Annotated in this window: 15 protein-coding genes; 4 read left to right on the top strand and 11 right to left on the bottom strand. The window is 33.4% G+C overall.

Annotated features, from left to right (window positions below):
• The 8 genes from Q5N74_RS02815 to Q5N74_RS02780 all read right to left on the bottom strand — a co-directional run bounded on the left by Q5N74_RS02815 (window position 1) and on the right by Q5N74_RS02780 (window position 9,842).
• Window positions 1-447 (bottom strand): FixH family protein, encoded by a 447-nt coding sequence (locus Q5N74_RS02815; RefSeq protein ID WP_304387189.1) that lies wholly within the window; start codon window positions 445-447, stop codon window positions 1-3.
• A 32-nt stretch (window positions 448-479) separates the two neighbouring features.
• Complete coding sequence (gene ccoG / locus Q5N74_RS02810) at window positions 480-1,904, bottom strand: cytochrome c oxidase accessory protein CcoG (protein WP_304387188.1); 1,425 nt, start codon at window positions 1,902-1,904, stop codon at window positions 480-482.
• A 45-nt stretch (window positions 1,905-1,949) separates the two neighbouring features.
• Window positions 1,950-2,846 carry a cbb3-type cytochrome c oxidase N-terminal domain-containing protein gene (locus Q5N74_RS02805; protein ID WP_304387187.1) on the bottom strand — a complete coding sequence of 299 codons (897 nt, stop codon included), beginning with the start codon at window positions 2,844-2,846 and terminating at the stop codon, window positions 1,950-1,952.
• A complete protein-coding gene (locus Q5N74_RS02800; RefSeq protein WP_304387186.1) occupies window positions 2,843-3,028 on the bottom strand; it encodes a CcoQ/FixQ family Cbb3-type cytochrome c oxidase assembly chaperone in 186 nt (61 codons plus the stop codon). Before Q5N74_RS02800 ends, Q5N74_RS02805 begins: the two co-directional genes overlap by 4 nt.
• A gap of 3 nt (window positions 3,029-3,031) precedes the next feature.
• Window positions 3,032-5,224, bottom strand: a complete 2,193-nt coding sequence (ccoN, locus tag Q5N74_RS02795; RefSeq protein WP_304387185.1) for a cytochrome-c oxidase, cbb3-type subunit I — start codon at window positions 5,222-5,224, stop codon at window positions 3,032-3,034.
• Between the two features lie 5 nt (window positions 5,225-5,229).
• Entirely contained in the window at window positions 5,230-5,418 is a 189-nt protein-coding gene (ccoS, locus tag Q5N74_RS02790; protein ID WP_304387184.1) for a cbb3-type cytochrome oxidase assembly protein CcoS, read from the bottom strand.
• Window positions 5,419-5,498: 80 nt separating this feature from the next.
• Entirely contained in the window at window positions 5,499-7,874 is a 2,376-nt protein-coding gene (locus Q5N74_RS02785) for a heavy metal translocating P-type ATPase metal-binding domain-containing protein (protein WP_304387183.1), read from the bottom strand.
• 147 nt (window positions 7,875-8,021) lie between these two features.
• Window positions 8,022-9,842, bottom strand: coding sequence for a hypothetical protein (locus Q5N74_RS02780; RefSeq protein WP_304387182.1), 1,821 nt, complete (start codon window positions 9,840-9,842; stop codon window positions 8,022-8,024).
• Between the two features lie 318 nt (window positions 9,843-10,160).
• Here Q5N74_RS02780 and nirK point away from each other — a divergent pair, with 318 nt between their 5' ends.
• Genes nirK through Q5N74_RS02765 form a run of 3 tightly spaced genes read left to right on the top strand, consistent with a single transcriptional unit; the run spans window position 10,161 to window position 13,107 of the window.
• Window positions 10,161-11,609, top strand: coding sequence for a copper-containing nitrite reductase (gene nirK / locus Q5N74_RS02775; RefSeq protein WP_304387181.1), 1,449 nt, complete (start codon window positions 10,161-10,163; stop codon window positions 11,607-11,609).
• A gap of 5 nt (window positions 11,610-11,614) precedes the next feature.
• Window positions 11,615-12,388, top strand: coding sequence for a formylglycine-generating enzyme family protein (locus tag Q5N74_RS02770; protein WP_304387180.1), 774 nt, complete (start codon window positions 11,615-11,617; stop codon window positions 12,386-12,388).
• Window positions 12,389-12,393: 5 nt separating this feature from the next.
• Complete coding sequence (locus tag Q5N74_RS02765; RefSeq protein WP_304387179.1) at window positions 12,394-13,107, top strand: SCO family protein; 714 nt, start codon at window positions 12,394-12,396, stop codon at window positions 13,105-13,107.
• 9 nt (window positions 13,108-13,116) lie between these two features.
• Here Q5N74_RS02765 and Q5N74_RS02760 read toward each other — a convergent pair whose 3' ends face one another.
• The 3 genes from Q5N74_RS02760 to Q5N74_RS02750 form a co-directional block, all read right to left on the bottom strand.
• Entirely contained in the window at window positions 13,117-13,575 is a 459-nt protein-coding gene (locus Q5N74_RS02760) for a hemerythrin domain-containing protein (protein ID WP_304387178.1), read from the bottom strand.
• A gap of 307 nt (window positions 13,576-13,882) precedes the next feature.
• Window positions 13,883-14,614 carry an iron-sulfur cluster repair di-iron protein gene (gene ric / locus Q5N74_RS02755; protein WP_304387177.1) on the bottom strand — a complete coding sequence of 244 codons (732 nt, stop codon included), beginning with the start codon at window positions 14,612-14,614 and terminating at the stop codon, window positions 13,883-13,885.
• Window positions 14,615-14,666: 52 nt separating this feature from the next.
• Complete coding sequence (locus tag Q5N74_RS02750) at window positions 14,667-15,101, bottom strand: Rrf2 family transcriptional regulator (RefSeq protein ID WP_304387176.1); 435 nt, start codon at window positions 15,099-15,101, stop codon at window positions 14,667-14,669.
• Window positions 15,102-15,553: 452 nt separating this feature from the next.
• Here Q5N74_RS02750 and Q5N74_RS02745 point away from each other — a divergent pair, with 452 nt between their 5' ends.
• The gene (locus Q5N74_RS02745) at window positions 15,554-15,829 is read left to right on the top strand and encodes a DUF4231 domain-containing protein (RefSeq protein ID WP_304387175.1); all 276 of its coding nucleotides are present in this window, start codon (window positions 15,554-15,556) and stop codon (window positions 15,827-15,829) included.
• Window positions 15,830-15,875 lie beyond the last annotated feature (46 nt).

Raw genomic sequence — 15,875 nt, 5'->3', positions numbered from 1 at the left:
TTAATAAATAATTTCTTTTTTGTATAAATAAGCTTCACCATGCACTTTCCAATCAACCTTTAAATTCCAGCGTCCGTTCAACAAACGTTTATCTGTTATTAAAATAGTATGATTTGATAATGCTATGACAATTTCAAAATCAAACAGTTTATTCGATGGTCTGTATAAAGCTATTGTTCCTGAAATATCTTCGGGTTTGAAGTTTTCCGGAAACTCAATAAGCAAACCTTCAGAGGTGCGTTTCCAAATAATATCCTGCTTTAATGTTTGGGAATGAACTTCTTTATTGATAGCATTTTGAAACTCCAATTCTTGTCCGTAATAATTTTCTATAACCAAGTCGTGTTCATACTTTTTATTGGTACTCATTGTAATAACAAAATACAATATAAAGCTTATGAAGCCCACAAATGCCACTACAATACCTGTTCCCCAATTGAATTTCATATGCTATTATTTTTAGTGTTATTTATTAAAATTTACTTGTAACTACGTGGTCCTAAAAAGTTTACCGTGGTGGTTTCTAACAAATCTTTACCACTATAAACCTCTATCATCAGTTTGTTTTTATCGCCATCCAATTCACTTTGCGGCAATTCTATAAATAGGGTTCCTTCTGCAAGACCTTGTGATGGAACTACAAATGTTTTTTCTGTTGAAACAATTTTAATAGTGCCTTTATATTTTCGTAATTTAAAACTGATATCGTTAACATCTTTGGTTGTTTTATTAATCAGTTTATAAGTGAATACGTTACTAATAATGTTATACTCCTTATGCTCGTATAACTGACCAGGTAAACGCAGCACTCTAGCTTCTACATCATTTCTTAAAAGAAGCATCCCTATTAAAACACCAGTAAGAATGAGTAAAACAGCACTATACCCTTTTAATCGAGGTGTAAATTCAAACTTCTTTTTCTCTTCTATATCTTCTTCACTGGTATAACGTATTAACCCTTTTGGAAGGTTGACACTTTCCATAATATAATCGCACTCATCAATACATGCGGTACAGTTCACACACTCCAACTGCGTACCATTTCTAATATCAATTCTTGTAGGGCACACATTAACACATTGAAAACAATCTATGCAATCTCCAAAACCAAGAGCTTCCCTATCTTCATTTTTCCTGAATTTCTTCCTGCCGTTTTCAGCTTCACCACGTTTATAATCATAAGCTACTACAATTGATTTAGTATCGAGTAGTACGCCTTGCAGCCTTCCGTAAGGACATGCTATGATGCAAACCTGCTCACGAAACCAGGCAAAAACAAAATAGAAAACAGCTGTAAAAATCAATAATGAAACTAAAGTGCTTAAGTGATTCAAAGGACCTTCTAAAACATATTTAAGAACTTTGTCACTTCCGATTAAGTAAGCTAAAAACACGTTGGCGATAATAAATGAAATAACCAAAAACAGAAACCATTTGATGCCTCTCTTTTTTATTTTATCCGTATTCCAAACTTGTTTATCCAAACGCATTTGCGCACCTCTATCCCCTTCTATCCAATATTCAATACGTCTAAACACCATTTCCATAAAAATGGTTTGTGGGCAAATCCAGCCACAAAAAATACGCCCAAAAGCAACCGTAAATAAGGCTATAAAAATAACTCCAACAAGCATTGAAAGCACAAACAAATGAAAGTCTTGTGGCCAAAACGGGAATCCTAAAATATTAAATCGACGTTCCAAAATGTTGAACATCAAAAATTGATTACCATTGATTTTCACAAATGGTGCTGCCATCAAAAAAACCAATAACACATAACTTACTGTTTTCCGATAACTATAAAACTTACCGTTTGGTTTTTTTGGAAATACCCACGCACGCTTCCCGTCATTGGTCATGGTGCCAAGAGAATCTCTAAAACTTTCGTTATCTGGTGTATTCATGCGTTTTTATTGTTCTTCCTTTTAAGAATCTAATTAAGGCGATTATTAATTTAAATCTTTGGCTTGATCAGATGTCCAAATATCACCTTCTGGAGCTTTTGGATTTGCAGGAACTGTACCTTGCAAAGACAATATATAATTTGCCACTTGTGCAATTTCGGAAGGTTTTAAGCTTTGTTTCCAAGCAATCATCCCTTTTCCTGAACGTCCTCCTTCTGATATGGTATGGAATACATTTTTAATACCTCCACCCAAAATCCAATGCGTATCTGTAAGATTTGGACCTATACCACCTCCACCATCAGCCATATGACAAGCGACACAATTAGATTGAAAAATCTTTTGTCCATTGGACAAATCACTAACATCAAGAGATACTACAACCGTATTATAATCTACCAGATCTTTGGCCGTTTTCTTGTATTCTTCAAGGTCTACTTTTGCCTGCTCTAAAGTAACTTGTAATTCATCATATTGATTATCGCCATTAAAGACATGGTATCGCAACATATATATAAATGCAAACACAATAGATGCGTAAAAACCGTATAACCACCAAGGTGGTAGATCGTTATCTAATTCTCTAATACCATCATAATTATGGTCGAGAATAATTTCACCTTCAGCTTCCATAGGTTTGGAACCTAACATTTTAATATAAGTTCTTTTTACCCATGAAACCATTTTAGGGGTTTTAGTTTGTACTGATAAGTAACGTGCTTTTGCCGCTTCATCCAAACTTTCAAACATCACTTTTTCCAACGCTTCCACAACGGCTTCTATAGCGATCAAAATAAGTACTACTAATAATAGAAACAGCATAATAATTGGATATCTTAAAAAAGCTGGTTGGTTACCAGAATCTACAAAATATTCAATGCTGCCAAAAATGATAAAGAACACTAATGGAACTCTTATATATGAAGGAAGTGAGTGTTTCATAATTTACTATCGTTTTGATTATCTAATGGGATATGACTCATTTTACTTACATAGTCTTTTTTGGCTGTAAAAACCCACCAAAATAACCCTACAAAAAAGGTAAAGAAAATCAATAATGAGATGATAGGATAGATTTCTATACCTTCAATACTATCCATATAGTTTTTGACAAATTTTAACATGATTTATTCGTTTTGTGTCGTTTTAACTTCTACATTTTTCACTTTAATATCAGTACCCAAACGTTGCAAATATGCAATAACCGCAACCACTTCACGATTGCGCATTTCTATAAAATTGGCACCACCATTTTTCTTATCGTTTTCATAGTTTTTCTCAAAATCTGGGTCAGAATAAAGGTTGCTTTCAATAGTTGCACCTTGTTCTGTCATACTTTTTTGTGCATTCGCAATATCAAAATCGGTATAAGGCACACCTAAAGACACCATGGCTTCCATCTTTTTTTCTGTATCAGATTTATCCAATGCATCGGTTACCAACCATTTATATGCTGGCATAATGGAACCACTGGAAGTACTTTGTGGATCATAAAGATGATTCAAATGCCAATTGTCTGAATATTTAGCGCCAATTCGATGTAAATCGGGGCCTGTTCGCTTACTTCCCCAAAGAAATGGATGATCATAAACATATTCTCCGGCTTTTGAATATTCACCATAACGTTCTACTTCATCTCTAAAAGGGCGTATCATTTGTGAATGACAACCAACACAACCTTCTCGAATGTAAATATCACGGCCTTCAAGTTCTAGTGGCGTATATGGTTTTACACTAGAGATTGTTGGAATATTAGATTTCACCATAATGGTTGGTACAATTTGGATAACCCCACCAATAAGAATGGCGATTGTAGCACCAATTGTCAATTGAATTGGTTTTCGCTCTAAAACCTCATGCCATCCCTCTCCTATAGCACGTTTTTTGGATACTCGTTGTAATGCAGCAGCTTCAGCCAATTCATCGGTTACTTCGCTACCGCGTTTCATGGTTACTACAACATTATAAATCATGACAAACACACCAATAATATATAATGAACCTCCTATGGCACGCATCCAATACATGGGCATAATTTCAGTAACAGTTTCTAAGAAATTACCATAAACTAAGGTGCCATCTGGATTAAATTGTTTCCACATACTGGCTTGTGTAAAGCCTGCAACATACATGGGCAGTGCGTACATAATGATACCCAATGTGCCTATCCAGAAATGTAAATTAGCTAAACTGTTTGAATATAATTTTGTTTTGAATAAACGAGGTACTAAGAAGTAGATCATTCCAAAAGTTAAGAATCCGTTCCATGCCAAGGCACCTACGTGAACGTGAGCAATAATCCAATCGGTATAATGCGCAATAGCATTTACATTTTTTAAAGACAGTAAAGGGCCTTCAAAAGTTGCCATACCGTAACCTGTTATCGCTACCACCATGAATTTCAACACAGGATCAACACGTACTTTATCCCACGCACCACGAAGTGTTAGTAAACCATTAATCATTCCTCCCCATGAAGGCATTAAAAGCATAATGGAAAAAGCAACACCTAAATTTTGAGCCCACTCTGGTAAAGCTGTATACAATAAGTGATGAGGGCCTGCCCATATGTAGATAAAAATTAAGGACCAAAAGTGGATGATAGATAAGCGATATGAATAAATAGGTCTATCCGCAGCTTTAGGTACAAAATAATACATAAGACCTAAAAAAGGAGTTGTCAAGAAAAATGCCACAGCATTATGCCCATACCACCATTGCACCAACGCATCTTGCACACCTGCATATACGGAGTAACTTTTCATACCACTAACTGGCAACTCCAAACTATTAAAAATATGTAAGACTGCAACCGTTACAAACGTGGCGATATAAAACCATATAGCCACATATAAATGGCGTTGGCGGCGTTTAAGAATAGTGGCTATCAAATTCCAACCAAAAACGACCCAAACTAGAGTAATAGCAATATCAATAGGCCATTCCAATTCGGCATATTCTTTTGATGATGTGTAGCCTAATGGTAAAGAAATCGCTGCGGCGACAATAATTAATTGCCAACCCCAAAAGTTTATATTACTCAAAACATCGCTTGCCATTCTAGCTTTTAGTAAACGTTGTGTTGAATAGTATACCCCTGCAAAAATAGCATTACCTACAAAGGCAAAAATAACAGCATTGGTATGTAAAGGCCGTAATCGCCCAAAACTCAACCAAGGAATACCATCTGTAAGGTTAGGAAACAAAAATAGAAACGCCAGTAATAAGCCTACCAACATACCCACAACGCCCCATAACATGGTGGCTATTAGGAATTTTTTGACAATCTTATTGTCGTAATAGAATTGTTGTACTTCCATAATAATTAATTGGTCTTTTTAGGTTTTACGGTTAATTTTGTTTGGTCTTTAACAAGTTCATCTTCAAAAAGCATACGAACGGAAGGTGTATAGCTATCATCATATTGTCCTTTTTTTACAGCAATTATAAAAACGGTAAAAAAGAGGACTGCAACAACAACACTAATGGTTAATAAAATATAAATAGCACTCATTTTACATCTGTTTATAATGCAAAACTACCATGGAACACATTTTTAAAATATGATATATGTCATGTTTGACTTATTTGGAATTATTTTAATTTTCTGCAGTACCAATTGGTGGATATCGTTGTAAAAACAACAACACTAATAGAACTTAAAGGCATTAAAATGGCCGCAATAACTGGTGCCAATTGACCAGTAACGGCATAATACAACCCAATACTATTGTATAGTAGCGACAACAAAAAACTCCATTTTATAATTTTGATGGCGGCTTTTGAGGCTTTGATATAATCATATAACTTATTGAATTTTGAAGCTTCCAGAATAGCATCACAAGCAGGTGAAAATACATTAACATTTTCAGAAAGCGCAATACCAACATCACTCTGTGCCAAGGCTCCAGCATCATTCAACCCATCCCCCATCATTAATACTTTAGCACCTTCCGATTGATGGTATTTGATGTATTCCAACTTATCATTAGGTTTTTGATTAAAAATCAGTTTTGTTTTTGATGGTAATAGCCTCTTTAAGTTATCGCGTTCCCCTTCATTATCTCCTGAAAGAATTACCAAATCAAAATGTTTTTTCAGCTTGTTAAACAGTTTAGATAAGCCTTTTCTATAACTTGAATGAAATACAAACTTTCCCTTGTACTGATTATTAGCGCTAATAAAAACTGAAGTATCTAAAACAGTAGATGTTTCCATTTTACCTACAAATTTTGAAGACCCCACTTTTATGCTATTATTAAGATATCTTGCTTCTATACCATAGCCCAAATGCTCCTCAAAATGATTAAGCGTTACTATATTATGTGTATCCAATAAATTATAAAGCGACCTACTGAGCGGATGGTTAGAACCTCGTAAGGTGTTTTTAAGAAGGATTTCTTCAGAATTTGAAAGTGTTTCACCTTCATAAACTACCTTATTTTTTAGGCTAGATGTAATAGTTCCTGTTTTATCAAAAATAAGGGTATCGATACTTGCCAATTGTTCTATAACGGTAGCGTTTTTTAAATAGAATTTAAGTTTCCCGAAAATACTCAACACATTCCCTAAGGTAAAGGGTGCTGCCAATGCAATGGCGCAAGGACATGCAATAATTAATACAGAAGTAAACACGTTTAATGCTTTAGAAGCATCTACGAGTAACCAATATGCAGTAGAAATAATTGCTATTGAAAGAACCCCAATAGTGAAACGCTTACTAATTACATTGGTTAATGTTGTGAAACTTTTAGCTTCGGTTTGGTTGAAAACATCATTACTCCAAAGCTGGGTAAGGTAACTTTGCTCTACTGTATGAAGCACCTCCACCTCAATAACACCTGTGGTTTGCTTCCCTCCCGCAAAAAGTTTATCACCCGAATTTTTGATGACGGTTTCTGATTCTCCAGTAACAAAACTATAATCTATTGATGCATTTCCATACATCAAAATACCATCTACAGGAATAAGCTCTTCGTTACGTATTAATAACCGATCTCCTTTTTGAATATCATAAACCTGAATGGGACTTTCCTTTCCTTCAGCATCAATTTTAGTTACCGCAATAGGGAAATACGATTTATAATCTCTTTCAAAAGATAAAAATTGGTAGGTTTTTTGCTGAAAAAATTTTCCGAGGAGCAGAAAAAATACTAACCCTGTAAGGCTGTCAAAAAAACCTGAACCAATATTAAGTATAATTTCAACAGAACTTCTAATAAACAAAACTGCAATACCCAACGCAATGGGGACATCTATGTTAAGAATTTTAGAACGCAACCCTTTATATGCCGAAATAAAATAATCCCAACCAGCATAAAACACAACTGGCAATGAAAAGAAAAACATCAACCATCTAAAAAGATGCTTGTATTGTTCCAACCAAAATTCACCCACTTCAAAATACTCAGGAAACGATAAAAACATCACATTTCCAAAAGCAAACCCCGCAATGGCAACTTTATAAACTAAGGAACGATTTATGGTTGTTTTTCCTGTTTTATAATCTTCTAATGAAATATAGGGTTCATAACCAATACTACTTAAAAGTAAAACAACATCTTTAAGTGAACAGTTTGAAGTTTTGTAGGTAACTCGCACCTGTTTTTTTCCAAAATTTACTTGAGATGCGTTAATATTAGGATTGAGTTTGCTAAGGTTTTCCAAAATCCAAATACAAGAACTGCAATGAATGTGCGGAATGTACAACGTTACTATTTGAATGGAACCATCATTAAATTCAGTAAGTTTCTCGATGATATTTGGTTGTTCTAAAAACTCGTACTTCCCTACTATGTCTTTCGGTGTTGCTCCTGGAGTGGATTGTAAATCGTAATAAGAGCCCAAATCATTCTCATAAAAAATCTCATATACCGTTTTGCAACCATGGCAGCAAAATAATTTATCGTCAAAATTCACAATTTCATTTTGACATGAATCTCCGCAATGAAAACAGTTTTTTTCTGTCATAGTAATTTAATATTCAAAAGTATTGTACAGGTTGATAAGATATATCACTGAGAAAATGATAATTCTCAGGTTTGATAATTATCATTTTCTAGTCACTCTTTAGTTTCAGTTTTAAGAAACCTTATTTTTAAAACCGAAAATTTATTTTTAGTTAAACGTTAGTTGATTTTTTGATTTAGCTTCAATTTTTAAATGAATTTGCTGTAGTGTTAGTGTACATTTATCTAACTCATTTAAAACATCTTCTTTGGCACTTTTGAATACATCAGTCAATTCATTAAAAAGACTTTGATAATATTGAACACCTTCCTTCATGTTCATAGTAAAAGTCAATAAATACTTTTCTTCCTTTTTGTTCATGGAATCTTTAAGCTCGTCTAGTTTCGTGTTTAGATAATCGATATAAATGTTTAATTCTTTAATGAACAAATTTGGGCGATCAGTTCTGGTTACCATATTATCTCTGCCATAAATATGATCGGTCATGTTTTTCAAACTCATAATTTTAGAATAGTATGCCATGTTGGGTCCTGGGCATATGGAAACACCCGTTCCTTCAACCTTAGTATCTAAATTATATGCTAATAAAGCCGAAGTACCAAGTCCCACACAGGTACACGATTTCTCAACGATTTTATTAAACTTACTGCTATACTCACTCGAGGTTAAATTTTGGACATCTAACTCTTTTATTTTATGATGCTGATACTCTCTAGATGCTGTGCAAACGCCCGTTGCTTTAAACTCTTTATTTAACGCAACAAACTTTTTAGGGCATGAACTCCCTGGTCTTCCCTTGTTAATTAATCGCTCTTTTTCAGCATCTTTAGTATTATCTCGAAGGTTATTGAATGGCACGCCTAAAGGAGAAATATCACTTAAATACAAATCTGCTTCTTTTGCTTGCACCAGTTTACTTAAAGTTAAATTATCTACCGTGGTAGCCTCTGGTACTAACAGAAAAGGAGTTCCCCAACCAATAGCATCTAGTTGGTAATAGTCAAGTAAAAATTCATGCTCTTCACTTGTTCCCACGCCTCCTTGTGCCGTAATTTTTATAGGTAAAGAATCTTTCACGACCATACGATTTTGATGCTCTAATTCCTGATTTAAAATTACTTGGATAGACGCTCTTAGCTCTTCACGTTTTTCTTTAAATTCTTGTAAAACCGGACCTAGAAGATACCCATCAGTAGCAAAAGCATGGCCTCCACAATTAAGTCCAGATTCAATTCTATATTCTGAAACCCACAACCCTTTTTTTGCTAGAAACTTACCTTGAATTAATGCTGATCTAAAATCGCTAACCTTTAAAATAATTTTCTTGTTAAAATTACCATCTGCATCTGGATAAAAATCTTCAAACTGACTCATGTAAGCATACAAACGAGGATTCATACCTGCGGAAAGTATTACTGACGATTTTAGTTTACTTTGAGCAAAACCTCTTAATGCCGCGTGAGCATCATTATATTCTACTGGTAGTTTAACATCTTTTTTATAATTATCCTTATCAACCTTGGTCATAATGTTGACATCAATATGCCCCATGCTTAAATTTTTGTTTGCCCAACTTTTAAGTTCTAATATATCAGAATTACTTCCCGTGAGTTTATTGAACTCGGCTTTTAAAGTAGAGCCATCTGGAAGCATGGCTATATACTTTTTAATTTCGGCGCTTTTTTCAATGGAAACATTTTTTAAATTTTGGATTTTTTTTTCGACCAAATCACTTATTAAATTCAAATAAGATGTAATTCTTTTGGCTCTAAAATCTTCCATTTTATCAGTGATTTCATTATAGGGTAGTTCAAATTTATCACTATACATTTTTCTAAGTTTCTCTAATAGAATATCGTCAACTAAAGAAATAACCGAATCTATACCATATTGCGCAATCTTTAATGGGGTGTCTATAGTAAATCCAATTCCCATAACAGGAACATGGAAGGAATGTGTGTTTTTCATAAACTTAAATAACTAATTATTAAATCTCTATATAATTTATTGCCAAATGTACTGACATCAATTATTTGAAAATATGATAATTATCATGTAGCATTTACATGCATTCATTCCTTTGTATAATACTCTAATAAAAAACACAAACACTACAATTTCACACATTCATTTAGTTTTAGCTTTATTGAAACATTTTATGAAATCTGATAAATATCATATTATAATTTATATATAGGTTTTACTTTTGAATCTACAATTAAGACAAAATCATCTTAATTAAGTATTCCAGAATAAACCAATTAATATCACTTAAACCATTAAAAAATGAAAAAGCCACATTTAATACTTGGGTTTTCAATAGCTACCATGCTACTTTTAACATCTTGCTTCGACAAAAAAGAAACAGGTTACGCTAACGCTGTAGACATTCCTGTAAACAGAGAAATGCTTGCAGAATTAACATCACCTCCTAATGTACCAACACCGGTGGGAAAGAGAAAAGCTAAAAAGCTTGTGGTTAAGATGGAAATTCTAGAAAAAGAAGGTGAAATAACCGATGGTGTAAAATACATGTATTGGACATTTGGAGGCACCGTTCCGGGTAGTTTTATTAGAACTCGTGTGGGAGATGAAGTTGAATTTCATTTACAAAACCATCCAAATAACAAATTGCCGCATAATATCGATTTACACGCAGTAACTGGCCCTGGTGGAGGCGCAGAATCATCGTTTGTAGCGCCTGGTCACGAAAAAGTATTTTCATTTAAAACCTTAAACCCTGGATTGTATGTATATCACTGCGCTACCGCTCCAGTAGGGATGCATATTGCTAATGGTATGTATGGTTTAATTTTAGTAGAACCAGAAGGCGGACTACCAGTAGTTGATAAAGAATATTATATTATGCAAGGTGATTTTTATACCAAAGGTGCAAACGGCGAACGTGGTTTACAACCTTTTGATATGCAAAAAGCAGTGGATGAAAAAGCCGACTACGTTGTATTTAACGGAAAAGTAGGCGCACTTACGGGCGATAATGCCATGACCGCTAAAGTAGGAGAAACCGTTAGACTTTTTGTTGGTAATGGTGGGCCAGGATTAGTATCATCTTTCCACGTTATTGGTGAAATATTTGATAGAGTACATATTGAAGGTGGCCATTTGATAAACGAGAATGTACAAACAACATTAATCCCAGCTGGTGGCGCTGCCATGATAGAGTTTCGTGTCGATGTACCTGGCACCTTTATTTTAGTAGACCACTCTATTTTTAGAGCTTTTAATAAAGGGGCTTTAGGTATGTTGAAAGTAGAAGGTGAAAAAGATAAGAAAATTTACTCTGGTGAAATTCGTGATGACATTTATTTACCTGAAGGTCCTGGTATACAATCCATGCCAACAACTGGTGAAATTATTGCTTCAGAAATCCCTGCTAAATCGTTCGAAGAACAAATGGAATTCGGAAAACAAGCTTACATGCAAACCTGTTTTGCATGCCACCAAGCCGAAGGTCAAGGCATACCTAACGCATTTCCTCCACTAGCTAAATCAGATTATTTAAATGCGGATGTGGATAGGGCAATTGGTGTTGTGCTTCACGGGTTAACTGGTGAAATTACAGTGAATGGGCAAAAATATAATAGTGTAATGACACGCCAAATGTTATCTCCAGATGAAATTGCCAACGTATTAACCTATGTATACAATAGTTGGGGCAATTCCAAAAAAGTTATTACTAAAGCCATGGTAGAAAAAGTGAAAAACAGAAAATAATTATAATGAAAAATAAAGCCTTTATTCTGTTGTTGACATTAATAATTCAACCCTTACTTTTTGCACAGACTAAAGGCATGGTTTCTATTAAAGGAAGCCGTTACATTCCACTTTACGGGCGCGATTCTTCCGTTGTTGAAGTTAAAAATTTTGAAATGGACGTCTTTCCTGTTACCAATGCCGACTATGCGAATTTTATAAAGCAATATCCTAAATGGCAAAAATCTAAAGTCATCAAATTATTTGTTGATAAGAGCTATCTCACTAATTGGGAAAACGATCTAGAACTAAAGGATTCAGAAAAACCAGATAGCCCAGTAACTTATATATCTTGGTTTGCGGCCAAAGACTATTGTGAATGCCAAGGAAAACGTTTACCAACCATTGATGAATGGGAATATGTAGCCATGGCTGATGAAACCACAAAAGATGCCCGAGTTAAATCTTCATACAACAAACAAATTTTAGCTTGGTATGAAGCGCCACGATCTAACGAAAATAAGATTGGAGAAAATCAAAAAAACATTTGGGGCGTACATGATTTACATGGTTTGGTTTGGGAATGGACTTTAGATTTTAATTCGGTTTTAATAACAGGAGAATCGAGAAAAGATGTAGATAAAGACAGTAATTTATTCTGTGCAAGTGCCGCCGTTAACGCTACCGATTTAATGAATTATGCCGCCTTTATGCGATACGCCATTCGTGGCAGTTTAAAAGCAAAATACTCAATGAAAAATTTAGGGTTTCGATGTGTAAAAGACATTCCAACAAAATAAAAATTATGAAAATTTCAAGATATATAGTAATCATATTAATAACAATCACTAATGTTTTAAGTTGTAGATCTGATAAAAAAACAACAAGTGATTTAGCCCAAGCATATCAATGCCCCATGAAGTGTGAAGGTGAAAAAACATATAATGAAACAGGCAGTTGCAAAATTTGTAACATGGACTTGGTACTTGTTGCCAATAGTCCGAAAACTTTAGAATCAGGAGTTATTTCTGAAGAATCTATATTCAATTTAACATCAAAATGGAATACTGAAGAAGGTAAAACTATTCAGCTAAAAGATTTAAAAGGTAAAACATTAGTGATGGTTATGATATATACTTCGTGTAAAGCAGCATGTCCTCGTTTGGCAGCAGATATGCGCTATATTGAATCCACAATTCCTGATGAAAAAATAAAAAATATTCAGTTTGTATTAGTGAGTATAGATCCTGAAACCGATACTCCAGAAAAACTAAAAGCTTTTGCAAAAGAAAATGGTATGCAGAACAACCAATGGACATTCTTACAAGGTTCTGTGAGTGGTGTTAGGGAGTTTGCTAATGTATTATCGGTAAAATATAAAGAAATTTCACCTATAGATTTTTCACATTCCAACATCATATCGGTATTTAATACCCAAGGCGAGTTAATACACCAACAAGAAGGTTTGGGAGTTGATAATAAAGAAACCATTGAAACGATTATAAAAATCACACCATAAAAAGAGTAATTATTTCCAAAATTCATCATCAAGATTATCTACAAAACCAGATTCTTGATGAATTTTTTCTATGGCTAGTAATTCTACTTCGGTAGCTACTTGTTGTATTTCAGGAAATAGTACCCGTTCTTCAAAACGAATGTGTTTAACCAATGCTTCTTCAATTTTACTTAATGCCAGTGGTAAATCATCATTAGCAAATAAACGTTCTAAAAGCCTATGTTCTGCCAGTGCTTTTTTAACCAACTCATTATCGGGTTCTAAAACAGAAAAAACATAACGTTCTTCCAATTCAAAGTGTGGTATTAAATGAGTTTTAAAAAACCAATCGGCATACTTTTTTATTCGTTCTGGCTCTATATTTTTACTAAAACCTGCTCTAATTTTCCAAGACAATAATAATCCGTGGTGATGCTCTCTACTTAAAGGTTGTAATGCCTTGTGGCGTTTAAGTGGTTTATGTGACATATTTTTTAGTGTTTAAAATGGTGAAAATAAAGCTAGAAATACCCAAAGGCAAGAATATACTGCATAGAAATAATATAAAATAGAAGTTTGGTAACAGCCCTTTCCCCAAGTAAAACAAAATACCATAAATAAACAAAATAAGTTCTGTTAATATAAAACCTAAAACAAATATGTAGCTCCCAAAAACCAAAGTTTTTGTATGTTTTATTGAATTGTTCTGTAGTATTAGGGCAAATAAAAATCCGGAAAACACAAAAGCAATCTTCCGGAATTTATTCAATAACTAACAGAGATATGTTCTGTGCTATTAATTAAATTGCTGTTCTAGTTTAATAGCTTCAGGGAATAAAATATTATTCTCTAAGTGAATGTGTAAATGCAAATCCTTTTCAAATTCATTTAACATAGCGAAAGTTACTTTATAAGTATTACATGCATCAGCAGGCGGATTGTAATTGTTTGTTAACTCGGCTATGTGTCTGAAGCGTTCTCCTTCCGTATCATGTTCATGCATCATCATGGCAATGGGGTTTTCAACCGTTCCAAATTGTGGTGATTGAATAGCACCTGCCTCTAATTTTGCTTTCACCATTCTTTTTACAAATGGAAAAAGGATCAATTCTTCCTTTTTCATATGGCTCGCTAATTCTCCAGCAGAAGTAGAAAAAAGTTCATTGATTTTAAATAATTCTGGATGTCGATCACCATGAACTTTACATAACTTATCTAAAAACTGACGTAGCACAGGAATTTTTTCTTCCACATATCGGTGATGTTTTTTTTCAATATACTCTGCCAATAAATCTAATGGCCAGGATTTATAGTCAATGGTTTCGCCTGTTTTAGAGCTTAAAATGGCTTGAAGTTTATCTAATAAATCATTGGCATCAATTCCTTTTTTCTCGCAAACCTCTTCAACTGTTCTATGGCCTTTGCAGCAAAAATCAATCCCGAAATTACTAAATACCGCTGCCGTTCTAAAATCGTCTGTTACAAACTGCCCTATTTGTTTTTGTGATTCTTTTTGTACTGTTTCCATAACGTTTTTTTTTAATTCGGATAAACTTATCCTATTTATATTCAAATTTTTTTTAGAGTTTCAAAAATGCTGATCCCGATTTTATATTTAGAGCAAGTTCTTCTAAACTCGTGTTTTCCAGCATTTGTTTTAGTTCATCCCGCACACCTTTAAACTTATCGTGCACAGGACATGGGTGTTTTTCATCACATTTTTCTAGCCCCAAACCACAACCGTTATAAATACGATCACCATCAATAGCTTTTACAATTTGAGCAAGTTTAATATGTTGAATTTCATTTTTACTAACTTCGAAACCTCCATATGCCCCTTTAACAGAATCAATCACACGTTGCCTCACCAAGGCTTGCAAAATTTTAGCTGTAAATGCATGTGGAGAATTAATTTCTTCTGCTATTTCTTTAGGACTCACCCGCTTCCCTTCATACGAATTTATCGCAATGAAAATACACGCTTTAATACCATACTCACAAGCTTTTGAAAACATAATAATCACTTAATTTAAAACAAATGTATAAATTTTTTTTTAATTAGGACAAATTTATCTTAATTAAATGTATTGATAATTTTAAGTTATTTTATTTTTATCTTTTTTACACATCAAACGCTTAGATTCTTTATTAATAAATTGTTTTGCAAAGCAACATATTATAATTATTTACCAAGGTAATCTTAAAAATATTTTTCTTATATTTATATTCCATTATTCAAAGAACCCAATTCTTCCCTAAAGAATTTTTATCATTGTAATTTAAGATACTCTCTTTCTTATTTTTTTCTATGATTGAATTAATATCATTCAAATTTTTAATTAAACTTAAGGCTAGACTTACCTCTATTTTTAAATATTAAGATCAAACTATTGGAGTCTTACAAATCTAGAATTCTTTTAAAATAGGAATATACGCCATTGTGGATATCGAATAATTATCAGTCATTATGAATGAAGAACAATACATATCAGAAAGAGTTGACGACCAAATCAATTGGTATGGTCATAAATCAAAAATAAACAAAAATTATTATTTACAGACTCAAATACTAGTAATCGTATTTTCAGCTTCTATTCCTTTTTTAGTTGGACAAATTCAATCAGACTCTGAATTAATATCTATAATTACAGGTCTTCTTGGAATTTTCATTACCATACTAACAAGTATTAATACACTCTTTTTATTTAAAGAGGCAGTATCTCATAAACTGTGTAAGTTTTAAAATCTCAGGTTAAATTTTAATCTGAGATTTTTTTATTTATTAATTT

Source organism: Mariniflexile sp. AS56 (assembly GCF_030552475.1).
GTDB lineage: Bacteria > Bacteroidota > Bacteroidia > Flavobacteriales > Flavobacteriaceae > Mariniflexile.
Note: the sequence above shows the minus strand (reverse complement) of the source record. Positions and strands in the feature narration are given on the sequence as shown.

Bases quoted from the DNA above. Each gene is read 5' to 3' on its own strand.
- Q5N74_RS02815 (WP_304387189.1), bottom strand. From the start codon at position 447: ATGAAATTCAATTGGGGAACAGGTATTGTAGTGGCATTTGTGGGCTTC.
- ccoG (WP_304387188.1), bottom strand. From the start codon at position 1,904: ATGAATACACCAGATAACGAAAGTTTTAGAGATTCTCTTGGCACCATG.
- Q5N74_RS02805 (WP_304387187.1), bottom strand. From the start codon at position 2,846: ATGAAACACTCACTTCCTTCATATATAAGAGTTCCATTAGTGTTCTTT.
- Q5N74_RS02800 (WP_304387186.1), bottom strand. From the start codon at position 3,028: ATGTTAAAATTTGTCAAAAACTATATGGATAGTATTGAAGGTATAGAA.
- ccoN (WP_304387185.1), bottom strand. From the start codon at position 5,224: ATGGAAGTACAACAATTCTATTACGACAATAAGATTGTCAAAAAATTC.
- ccoS (WP_304387184.1), bottom strand. From the start codon at position 5,418: ATGAGTGCTATTTATATTTTATTAACCATTAGTGTTGTTGTTGCAGTC.
- Q5N74_RS02785 (WP_304387183.1), bottom strand. From the start codon at position 7,874: ATGACAGAAAAAAACTGTTTTCATTGCGGAGATTCATGTCAAAATGAA.
- Q5N74_RS02780 (WP_304387182.1), bottom strand. From the start codon at position 9,842: ATGAAAAACACACATTCCTTCCATGTTCCTGTTATGGGAATTGGATTT.
- nirK (WP_304387181.1), top strand. From the start codon at position 10,161: ATGAAAAAGCCACATTTAATACTTGGGTTTTCAATAGCTACCATGCTA.
- Q5N74_RS02770 (WP_304387180.1), top strand. From the start codon at position 11,615: ATGAAAAATAAAGCCTTTATTCTGTTGTTGACATTAATAATTCAACCC.
- Q5N74_RS02765 (WP_304387179.1), top strand. From the start codon at position 12,394: ATGAAAATTTCAAGATATATAGTAATCATATTAATAACAATCACTAAT.
- Q5N74_RS02760 (WP_304387178.1), bottom strand. From the start codon at position 13,575: ATGTCACATAAACCACTTAAACGCCACAAGGCATTACAACCTTTAAGT.
- ric (WP_304387177.1), bottom strand. From the start codon at position 14,614: ATGGAAACAGTACAAAAAGAATCACAAAAACAAATAGGGCAGTTTGTA.
- Q5N74_RS02750 (WP_304387176.1), bottom strand. From the start codon at position 15,101: ATGTTTTCAAAAGCTTGTGAGTATGGTATTAAAGCGTGTATTTTCATT.
- Q5N74_RS02745 (WP_304387175.1), top strand. From the start codon at position 15,554: ATGAATGAAGAACAATACATATCAGAAAGAGTTGACGACCAAATCAAT.